Origin of the sequence: Rhizobium sp. PDO1-076, assembly GCF_000247475.1 — a bacterium.
Lineage (GTDB): Bacteria > Pseudomonadota > Alphaproteobacteria > Rhizobiales > Rhizobiaceae > Allorhizobium.
In genome coordinates, this window is record NZ_AHZC01000393.1 from 18,744 (window position 1) to 28,868 (window position 10,125).

At 59.5% G+C, this 10,125-nt stretch carries 7 protein-coding genes; 3 read left to right on the plus strand and 4 right to left on the minus strand.

All coding sequences use genetic code 11. The features are described 5' to 3' along the window. Positions 1-10 precede the first annotated feature (10 nt). The 3 genes from PDO_RS19920 to PDO_RS19930 are packed head-to-tail and all read left to right on the plus strand — an operon-like array spanning position 11 to position 2,246. The gene (locus PDO_RS19920; protein ID WP_007606136.1) at positions 11-409 is read left to right on the plus strand and encodes a 6-pyruvoyl trahydropterin synthase family protein; all 399 of its coding nucleotides are present in this window, start codon (positions 11-13) and stop codon (positions 407-409) included. Further along, positions 406-1,449 carry a glycosyltransferase family 4 protein gene (locus PDO_RS19925; RefSeq protein WP_007606137.1) on the plus strand — a complete coding sequence of 348 codons (1,044 nt, stop codon included), beginning with the start codon at positions 406-408 and terminating at the stop codon, positions 1,447-1,449. The genes PDO_RS19920 and PDO_RS19925 overlap by 4 nt, the downstream gene beginning before the upstream one ends. Next, positions 1,446-2,246 (plus strand): class I SAM-dependent methyltransferase, encoded by an 801-nt coding sequence (locus tag PDO_RS19930; RefSeq protein ID WP_007606138.1) that lies wholly within the window; start codon positions 1,446-1,448, stop codon positions 2,244-2,246. The genes PDO_RS19925 and PDO_RS19930 overlap by 4 nt, the downstream gene beginning before the upstream one ends. Here PDO_RS19930 and PDO_RS19935 read toward each other — a convergent pair. From PDO_RS19935 to PDO_RS26800, 4 genes are all read right to left on the minus strand, one after another. Beyond that, the gene (locus tag PDO_RS19935; RefSeq protein ID WP_007606139.1) at positions 2,199-3,014 is read right to left on the minus strand and encodes a RibD family protein; all 816 of its coding nucleotides are present in this window, start codon (positions 3,012-3,014) and stop codon (positions 2,199-2,201) included. The two genes, PDO_RS19930 and PDO_RS19935, sit on opposite strands and share 48 nt — an antisense overlap. 21 nt (positions 3,015-3,035) lie before the next feature. After that, complete coding sequence (locus tag PDO_RS19940) at positions 3,036-3,575, minus strand: cytochrome b (RefSeq protein ID WP_007606140.1); 540 nt, start codon at positions 3,573-3,575, stop codon at positions 3,036-3,038. A gap of 202 nt (positions 3,576-3,777) precedes the next feature. After that, on the minus strand, positions 3,778-4,950 hold the full coding sequence (locus tag PDO_RS19945; RefSeq protein ID WP_007606141.1) for a type 1 periplasmic-binding domain-containing protein: 1,173 nt from the start codon (positions 4,948-4,950) through the stop codon (positions 3,778-3,780). Positions 4,951-5,040: 90 nt separating this feature from the next. Next, positions 5,041-10,089, minus strand: a complete 5,049-nt coding sequence (locus tag PDO_RS26800; RefSeq protein ID WP_244426491.1) for a VCBS domain-containing protein — start codon at positions 10,087-10,089, stop codon at positions 5,041-5,043. Positions 10,090-10,125: the final 36 nt, after the last annotated feature.

Below are 10,125 nucleotides of genomic sequence, written 5' to 3' on the forward strand. Positions count from 1 at the left end.
AAGAGAAGCCATGTTTGCCGTTGAAGTCCGTGACCACATCATGATCGCCCATAGTCTGCCGCGCCCTGTCTTTGGCCCTGCCCAGGGCATGCATGGCGCCACCTTTGTCGTCGATGCCGCCTTTTTCACCCGCGATGTCGACGAGGACGGCCTGGCGGTCGATATCGGGGCGGCAAGCACGGTTCTGGCTGAAACCTTGAAGCCGCTGAACTATCAGAACCTCGATGAAATCGCCGTCTTCAAGGGCAAGGTGACGACAACGGAGGTGATCGCCAAACACATATTCGACCAGCTCGCGCAGGCCGTCGCCGACAAGCGGCTTGGCCCGGGCAGCCATCGCATCTGCAAGTTGAAGATCACACTGCACGAATCCCATGCGGCTCGCGGCTGGTACGAGGCCGACCTTTGAGGCGCAGCCTGACATTCGTTTATCCCGGAGCGCTCGATCTCAATACCGGTGGTTATGCCTATGACCGCCGCGTGATCGAAGGGCTTCGTGCAGGCGGCTGGACGGTTGAACTGCTGGGGCTGGGAGACGGCTTTCCCTTTCCCTCGGTGCAGACCTTGGCTGCCGCCGAAGAACGGCTTTCCGCGCTCGAGGATGACCAGTTGCTGCTGATCGATGGCCTGGCTTATGGTGTGCTGGACGGTTGGGCGCAACAGCATGCGCAGCGCATGAACATCGTTGCACTGGTCCATCATCCGCTTGCACTGGAGACAGGCCTGGACAGCAGCCAGCAGCAGATCTTTCGGGCGTCAGAAACAGCGGCCTTGTCGGCGGCACGTCATGTCATCGTCACTTCGCCAATGACCGCGCGCGAACTTGTCCGCCGATACGGCGTCGCAGAGGCTGATATCACGGTCGCCATGCCCGGCACAGACAAGGCCCCGCCCGCCAAGGGCGACGGCGAGCCGCCGAAGATCCTGTCGATCGGCACACTCTCGCCCCGCAAGGGACATGATGTGCTGATTGCCGCCCTGAAGGCGAACGAGGATCTTGCCTGGCAAGCCCGTATCGTCGGCAGCCGAGACCTGGATCCGAAAACCGCAGCGGCGCTGGAAGAGCAGATTGAAGCGCTTGGTCTATCCGAGCGGATTGCGCTTGCCGGTGAATGTGATGACAGCCGGCGTGAGCTTGCAAAGGCGGATATCTTCGCGCTGGCCAGCCGCTATGAAGGTTATGGCATGGTGTTTGCCGAAGCCCTGTCGCAAGGCGTGCCGATCGTCGCCTGCCATGCTGGCGCCGTGCCGGACGTGGTGCCTGAAGACGCAGGTTTCCTGGTTGCTGTCGATGATGTGGCAGCTTTTGCCACGGCCCTTCGCCGGCTGCTGCTCAGCCCGGACGAACGTCGCGCGCGCGCCAGGGCGGCAGCCACGGCCGGTGCCCTCCTACCGGGCTGGGACGACACGGCAGCACGCATCGCCCAGGCCCTGGACAAAATCCGATGAGCGGTTTCGACAAGGACTGGCTGGCACTTCGGGAACCTGCGGATCGCAGGGCTCGGGCTGAAGACCTGATCGACCGCCTCTGTGTGCACATGGTTGCGACAAAGCCGCATCGCGCCTTGCTGGATATCGGCTGTGGCACCGGGTCGACATTTCGGGCCCTGTCTTCGTTCGTGCCGCCGGACACCACGTGGCATTTGCTGGATTATGATCCGCTGTTGCTTGCTGAAGCCGAACGGCGGACCTGCGGGAAACCGACCATTCGCTTCCAGCAACACGACCTGAACGACCTGGAAAGCCTGCCGCTCGACGGCGTAACGATTGTCACTGCCTCTGCACTTTTCGACCTCTGCTCCGCGGACTTCTGCAATCGTTTCATCGAGACGATCAGCCAACGTGGCACCGGCCTCTACGCGGCACTGAACTACGATGGCGTGATGCACTGGACACGCCCGCATCGACTCGACGATCAGGTGGTCGCCGATTTCAATCGCCACCAGCGCGGCGACAAGGGTTTCGGCCCTGCCCTTGGACCAGACGCGACACAGCACCTTCGTCTCGGTCTGGATTGGAACGGCTACATTGTCCGCGTCGCTCCCAGCCCGTGGGTACTCGGCCCCACGGAAGCCAGACTGCAGGAAGAGCTCTTGCGCGGCATGCTGCCGCCCTTGGTCGAGATCGGCAATCTGTCACCCGCCCAGATCAGCGATTGGCTGGATTTCCGACTGGCCAGCATTGCGGCTGCGGACAGCTCATGCGTGGTCGGGCACACGGATCTCATCGCGCTGCGCAGGCGCTGACGTTGCTCCTTCGCCCGATCGCAGCCGGCAGTCGAACAGGATGTCGCTGCCGAGATTGTAGACGGTGGCCTTGGGCCGCGTCGCACCCGATAGCTGGTCGATCGGCGGCAGGCAGATGCCGGTCGGACCGGAGCCGATGATCAAGGGTGCAATCGCCACATGCAGCCGATCGACAAGGCCACCGGCGATAAACCGTGCAATGGTGCGGGCACCACCCTCGACGAGAATGCGGCCAAGGCCGCGTTCACCCAGCACATCGATGATCTCGCGTGGATCGAGCCCGTTCGCCCGGCGACGGATGCGGATGACGTCGGCGCGGTAGCGCTTTTGCACTGCGTCATGCGCCTGCAGCAGGATGACGGGAGCGCCGCTATCGTCAAACAGGCTCTCCTCACCCGAAAGTTCGGCGCGACAGTCGATAATGACACGCACAGGATCCGGGCCGTCGACGGCGCGCACGGACAGTCGCGGATCATCGCATTGGACGGTGCCCACCCCCACGATCACGGCATCCACCAACGCCCGGCAGCGATGCAGATGCGCAATGCCGTCGGGACCGGATATGTCGCGTGCGTCGCCGGTTGGCGTTGCCACACGGCCGTCGAGCGATTGACCGACCTGCGCCAGCACGAAGGGCTCGCAGGCGGTTGCAATCGGACCATAAAGCGCCAGAGCCGGCTCACAGTCCAGCCTGTCCGCAAGGTCGCTCCTTCCGCGCAAGGCGAGAATCCTTGCCCACAGCCCGTCATTCATTTCGATCATTCGCATGCGTGCCAGTCCTGCGATCTGCTAGAGGATGCGATACAAGGTTTCATCGCGTCGGATGACGTGATGGAAGACGACCGCTGCAAAATGCAACGCGAACAGCGTCAAAAGGATCCAGGCGCTCCATTCATGAATGGCCGAAAGCGTACCGGCGATGTCCGGGGCCTTGCCGATCGGGCTCCAGACCGGGACCAGACCGAACCAGGTGAGCGGAAAACCATGGGCGTTGGTAGCGAGAAAACCGCTGACCGGCATGACAACCAGGAAAACATAGAGCAGGCCATGCACGAGGCCGGCCACCAGCCGCTCCAGCGCCGGACCTTCGATCGGCGGCATGGTGCCCGTCAGCCGCGCGCCTATGCGCAAAAGCATCAGCCAGAGGACCAGAAAGCCGATGCTTTCATGCACCATATAGAAATCGAGCTTCACCGCGTCCTTGACGAAACCGATCATCAGGCCGAGTGGCCACGTGGCGAGGACCAGTCCGGCAATGATCCAATGAAGAAACCGCAAGGCCGACGGATATCTGCCTTCTTCCCCAAGCTCTTCTCCAGGTTTTGCCATCAGGACCAATCCGCTCCCACAGTACCGGGCATCAGATGCCCCTCCGCATCTGAACGCATCCCTTGATTTATCAGTGAAATAGGATGATCCGCTTCCGCTGCAATGTAAACAGCACCGGCTTTGTCGCAGCCTATGGTCACACTCTGGTGATCAAACATCCGGCCAGATCGCCTGACGATGTGGCACTATCAAACCGGTATAGTCAGAGGGTCGCCGGCGCCCGCTGGAAAAACACGTAGGATCCCTTGGCCACCTTGAAGATATCGCAGTTGCGCCGCACCTTGCCCCCCTCCTCCAGCCGGAAGACACCGAGCGAGCCGGAAAAGCCTTCAGGCGCGGTCATGCGATCGATGACAAAAGCATCATCGCCGTAATTGTTGACCAGCCCAACCGCCATTGCCATGGCGTCAAAACCGTAGCCGGCCTGGGTCGATGCCGGCATGCCGTAGCTTGTCATGTAGCTCTTGCCGATACGGGCCTGGATATTCTGGTCGTAGCGGCAAACGATGGCTCCGGTCATCTTTGGATCAGAGAGATCCTGCGATGTCAGGACTGTGCTTGCGACAACACGACGCCCGGGCCTGGGCGGCTTTGCCAGATCGGTTTTCTTCAACAGGTCGCCAGGCGTCTTCACACCCGGCATCAGCACGACCATGTCGGCTTTGTTCCAGGCGGCAAGCTGCTTGCTGGGCACCTGACCGCCGGAAAGCTCGATGATAGGTTCGACCGTTCCGCCAAAAGCCTTGATCTGGCGTGCAATGCGCTCCGCCTCGATTTTTTCGGCCGGCGAGGACGCCAGGATCACCGCATGGGTGGAGCCTTCCGCCATGGCGAAGGAGGCGCCTTCGACCAGGCCATCGACAGGGCTGGAGACGAAGGAAAACACATCCGGCGGCAGCGTCGCGTCGTTCATCTGGAACGATATGACGGGGATCTGCCGATCGCCGAACGAACGTTTGATCGCTTCGAATTCCGGGCCGCGGGCGGTGGTGATCAGGAGACCGATATTCTGGCTCGCCAGCGATTTCGCCGCCGCCTCGATTGCCTCGGGTTTTTCCTGGGTTTCGAGCATGGTCAACTTGACCTTCTCTGTCCCCAAAGAATTGACGGCAAGGGCCGCACCATCGCGATATTCGCTGTCGGCCTGGCGGCTCGGCTGGTCATTGCGACGCACGCCGAGATAACCGATGCGCACCGGACCTGCACCCAGCGTCTGGTTGTAGAGACCGGTATTGCCGGCCGCGACAGCCGTTGCGGCTGCCCCACCCGCCGCCGCCTTGTCGGCCTCGGTCGGCTTGAGAGCGTCGGTCTGGCAACCTGCCAGACCGACGAGAATGATTGCAACGAGGGGGAGATGGGCCAAACCTCCGCGCATGCTTCGAACTCGACCCATCTTCATGCTGTCCCCACCCGTCTGTTTTCTGATTGCCCTTGTTTAACCACCAGTGGTGATCAGAGGCAAGGATCAGACCTGCTGTTCGACTGGCTTATGCGTGCTGTCATCGAACAAGATGCGGATCGCCTCATTGGTGTGGGTGTAGTTCTGCAGTACCGCGACCGTGTTCCAGTTGTTGCCACCGCCATTTGTATCGACCTGCAGCAAAGTATCGCTGCCACTCTGCACAGCCTTGACATAACCCGATGTCTCAAGATCGGTCGTTTTGCTGATGCCGTCCAGCAACGCAGTGAGATCAATCGTGTCTTCGGAGGCGTTGAAGTCCGTGATCACGTCCACAGCGTTCAGATCGCTCAGGATGAACGTGTCACTGCCTGCACCGCCTGTAAGGTAGTCGACGCCTGTGCCACCGGAAAGATCGTCGTTGCCGGATCCACCCACCAGGATATCGTTGCCAGATTCGCCGGACAAGAAGTCGTTGCCCGCTCCACCCAGCAAGACATCATTGCCATCGTAACCATAGAGCGTGTCATTTCCGGCACCGCCATCGAGAAAATCGTTGCCGGTCCAGCCATCGAGAAAATCGTCGCCACCCATACCATAGATAGCGTCGTCGCCAGAACCACCGTCAATGTTGTTGTCATCAGAGTAGCCGACAACAACATCATCACCCGCACCAGCTTGCACCTGATCTTTGATCCCGCTGCTGACAATGTTGATCACATCGCCATCGCCGTTGCGGTCGTTGGCATAATCCAACGAACCCGAATTGTTCCAGTTGCCATTGTTCTGGATATTGAAGGTTGTGCCTGCACTTTCGATCGCGCTGAAGGCTACATAGGTAGTCTGAGCGACGCCATTGGTGGTTGCCGTCACCTGGTAGACATACAGGCCCGTGTCGCCATTGGAGTCGTAGTTCCACCAACTCCCATAATCGCTACGCGGATTGCCTTCGACCATCTTGCCGTCTGTCGACAGCCACGGCGTGTCAGTGGCCGAGACAACCGAGTAAGAATACTTGGTGGCACTCGTCACGCCGGTGAACAGCTTGGATGCGTCAAAGTTGATGGAATTTGGCGAGTCGTTGCTGTCGACAAAAGCGTAGCGACCAGTTGCGCTGGTGCTCTCGTTGATGGCTACTGGCGAGGCTTCAGCAGCACCCGTCACATTCACCTTGATAACCTCGCTGTCCGAGCCATCGAGCGACTTGATCGTCAGGCTCTCCGTGACCTTCTGGCCAGCAGTCAGCGCTTGGGTTGCTGCCAGCGTATTGTCCAGCGTGTAGACCCATTTGCCATTCGACGCATCAAAGGTGAAGGTGCCGTATGTACCCTTCAGTTCGCTTGCCGTCGGGGTAGCGAATCCGGCCTGGCCTGCATCAACGTCGCTGACGCTGAGCGTACCTGTGGCAGTGTTTGTCGCCGCATCTTCAGTCACATCGCCACTCGCAGTGCCAGTGATCGCTGCGACGTCATTGGCACCCGTAACAGTGACCGTAATCGTCTCGCTATCAGAACCGTCGAGCGACTTGACCGTCAGGGTTTCCGTAACCTTCTGACCGGCCACGAGAGCTTGGGTCGCATCCAACGCATTGTCGAGGGTGTAGACCCACTTGCCGTTCGAGGCATCGAAGGTGAAGGCGCCATATGTACCCTTCAGTTCGCTTGTGGTCGGGACCGTGAACGATGCCTGGCCGGCATCGACATCGCTGACACTGAGTGTGCCAGTTGCTGTGTTATCCGACGCATTCTCAATCACAGCACCGACCGCATTGCCGGTAATGTTTGCGACATCATTGGCGCCCGTCACAGTGACCGTGATCGTCTCGCTGTCGGAACCATCGAGCGACTTCACCGTCAGGGTCTCTGTAACCTTCTGACCGGCCACGAGAGCCTGTGTTGCAGCCAATGTGTTGTCGAGGGTATAGACCCACTTGCCGTTCGAGGCATCGAAGGTAAAGGCGCCGTAGGTACCCTTCAGTTCACTTGTGGTCGGAACCTTGAAGCCTGCCTGGCCAGCGTCCGCATCGGTGACGCTGAGCGTGCCGCTCGCTGTGTTCAAGGCATCATTCTCGTTCACTGCGCCTGTGACTGTGCCGTTGATCACTGCGGTATCATCTGTGCCATTGATGGTTACACTGATGGTTTCAGTTGCCGTGCCATCAACTGACTTGACCGTCAGTGTGTCAATCAGGCTCTTGCCGGTCACCAATCCCTGGACAGCTGCATTGGTGTTGTCGAGCGTATACTTCCAGGCACCCGTCGCTGTGTCGAGCGTGAAGCTGCCGTACTTTCCGGCAAGCGACGCCGGGGCTGCAGGCTGGTTTTCGCCCGTATCCCTGTCGGAAACGGTAAGTGTACCTTCTGCAGTCTGGCCGCCATCTTCCGTGACCGAGCCACTCCTGCTGCCGCCGATCGATGCACCATCATTGGTGCCGGTAACCTTCACCTCAACCAAGGCGGTGGTTCCATCGACAGCCTTGACTGTCAGCGTTTCGGTGACCACCTGGCCTGCCTTCAAAGCCTGTGTGGCGGCAAGGGTGTTGTCGAGACGGTATTCCCACTTGCCGCTGTTCTGATTGAACGTGAACTTGCCGTAGGTGCCGTTCAGCGCATTACCTTCGATCTTGACGAATTCGGCTTCGCGATGGTCGACGTCCTTGATGTCGAGATCGCCGGATGCGTAAGACACGCCGTCTTCGACAACTGCACCCGTCTTGGTGCCGGTGATTTGAGCCGGATCATTCGTGCCGTTGATGGTGACCTTGATCACCTGGCTATCAGTGCCATCGAACGAGCGTACCGTCAGGCTGTCGCTAACCGTGTCGCCGGCGCCGAGTGCCTGAACCTTGCCGTTGTCGACCTTGTAGGTCCACTCGCCGGTCGTGGCATTGAAGGTGAACTTGCCATAGGTGCCATCCAGGGCCCAGTCCGAGACAGACTGGAACTTGGCTTCGCCAGCATCGACATCCTTGACGGAGAGCGTGCCGCCAGCCGTCTGGACGCCGTCTTCGACAACGATGCCATCGGCCTTGCCGGAGATGACCGCGTTGTCATTGGTGCCGCTGACCAGAACATAGACGGTGTGGCTGTCGGTGCCATCAGCCGACCAGACAGTCAGTGTGTCATAGACTTCCTTGCCGCCGTTCAGCGCCTGGGTTTCCGTACGAGCGTTGTCGATCGTGTAGAACCATTCGCCGGTCTGCTTGTTGAACTGGAAGGTACCATAGGTCCCGTTGAGTTCAGCCGAAGTTGGCTGCTTGAACACTGCTTCGCCCTGATCAACATCCTTGATGTCGAGATCGCCGGAAGCCACTTTTTCAGAATTGTAGGTGCCGTCCTCCCTGACATAGCCAAGGTCGTTCCACCAATCAGCGCTAATCGTCGCCGCATCGTTCGTACCGGTCACCGTGACAGTGATGTCCTGGGTGATCGTACCGCCCTTGCCGTCGGAGATCGTGACAGTGAAGGTTTCCTTCGCGGTGTCGCCTTCGCCCAGATACTGAACCTTGGCGTTATCGACCTTGTAGGTCCAGGTGAAGCTTCCGTTCTCCGTCGTGTCACTCTCAGTAACCACGCCCACCGTCAGCTTGCCGCCGAGCGAGTTGCTCTTCGAGCCAGACACATTGAGCGTGTGGGTGTCGATCAGGTCGACATCCTTGAACGTGATGACGCCAGTGTCTGTCAGTTCCGGCTTCGAGGCATCTTCCTTTGCCGCGCCAACGGCGTCGGTCATGTCTGCAACAAGGACAGGAGCATCGTTCGTGCCGACAATATTGACCGTCACGGTATGGGTGACGGTGCCACCATTCTTGTCGTCGAGCGTAATCGTGTAGGTCTGAACCAGCTTCTGGCCAGCGGCCAGATAGTTGACCTTGGAGTCATCGACCTTGAACGACCAGCTGACGGTACCCTTGCCATCATTGGTCGAGTCATTGCTGACATTGGCCGAGAACGTGCCAAGATAGGTTTCGTTTTTGGACACGGTCACCGTGTGCTTGTCGCTCGCATCGACATCGGTGAAGCCGATTTCACCGGAAGCCTTGAGCTCGGTGGAAGCAGCAGGTGGATTGCCGTAGCCGTAACCATGACCATGACCATGACCGTGATCGTGATCGTCGTTGCCACTTTCAACCTTGCCCTCGGTCAGCGTGGTGCTGGTGTCGCCACCCGAGACGAAGACCGGCTTGTCGTTGGTACCGGTAATGGTCATGGTGATCTTCTGGCTGTCGGTGCCATCGGCCGACCAGACGGTCAGGGTTTCGGTGACCGTTTCGCCGGCGGCCAGCTTCTGGACCTTGTCCGTGGCAGCCTGGTAGGTCCACTCACCTGTCTTGGCGTTGAAGGCGAATGCGCCGTAGTTGCCCTTGAGACTGTTGCCAGACGGTGCGTCGAACACCGCTTCGCCGGTATCGACATCCGTGACGCTGAGCTTGCCGCCGGTCGTCATCTTGACGTCTTCGGTGATCGTGCCGGCGCTTTCGCCGGAGATCACGGCAATGTCGTTGGTGCCATTTACATAGACCGTGATCGTATGGCTGTCGGTGCCATCCTTCGAGTAGACGGTCAGTGTGTCTTCAGCGACCTTCCAGCCATTGAGGGCCTGGGTGGCTGCGAGCTTGTTGTTGATGACGTAGGACCATTGGCCCGTTGCGGCGTTGAAGGTGAAGGTGCCGTAGGTGCCTTCGAGGGATTCTGGTGTCTGGAACACGGCTTCGCCCTGATCCACATCCTTGATGTCGAGGTCGCCCGAGGCCGTCTTTTCGCTGTTCCACTTGCCGTCTTCGACAACCACACCCCAGTCGTCGCCGGCCCACCAGTTGGCGGTAATCTCGGCGCGGTCATTGGTTCCAACCAGCGTGATCGTGACATCCTGGGTGACGGTCGCGCCGGAGCTGTCCTTCAGCGTGATGGTGTAGGTCTGGACTAGTTTGTCGCCAGCACCGAGGAAGTCGATGTCCTTGTCGTCAACGGTGAACTTCCAGGTGATCTGACCGGCATTGTCGCCGGTGGCAGCATTGGAGATCGAAGGGATGAACTTGCCGAGATAGGCTTCGCCCTTTGCAGCAGCGGACACTTCGTGGGTGTTCGTGTCGTCTGCATCCGAGAAGTTGATCACACCGGTCGCCGAATGCGCCTTTGCAGGACCGCCCCA

Excerpts from the sequence above, each read along its gene's own strand:
- PDO_RS19920 (WP_007606136.1), top strand. The coding sequence starts at position 11 with ATGTTTGCCGTTGAAGTCCGTGACCACATCATGATCGCCCATAGTCTG.
- PDO_RS19930 (WP_007606138.1), top strand. The coding sequence starts at position 1,446 with ATGAGCGGTTTCGACAAGGACTGGCTGGCACTTCGGGAACCTGCGGAT.
- PDO_RS19935 (WP_007606139.1), bottom strand. The coding sequence starts at position 3,014 with ATGCGAATGATCGAAATGAATGACGGGCTGTGGGCAAGGATTCTCGCC.
- PDO_RS19940 (WP_007606140.1), bottom strand. The coding sequence starts at position 3,575 with ATGGCAAAACCTGGAGAAGAGCTTGGGGAAGAAGGCAGATATCCGTCG.
- PDO_RS19945 (WP_007606141.1), bottom strand. The coding sequence starts at position 4,950 with ATGCGCGGAGGTTTGGCCCATCTCCCCCTCGTTGCAATCATTCTCGTC.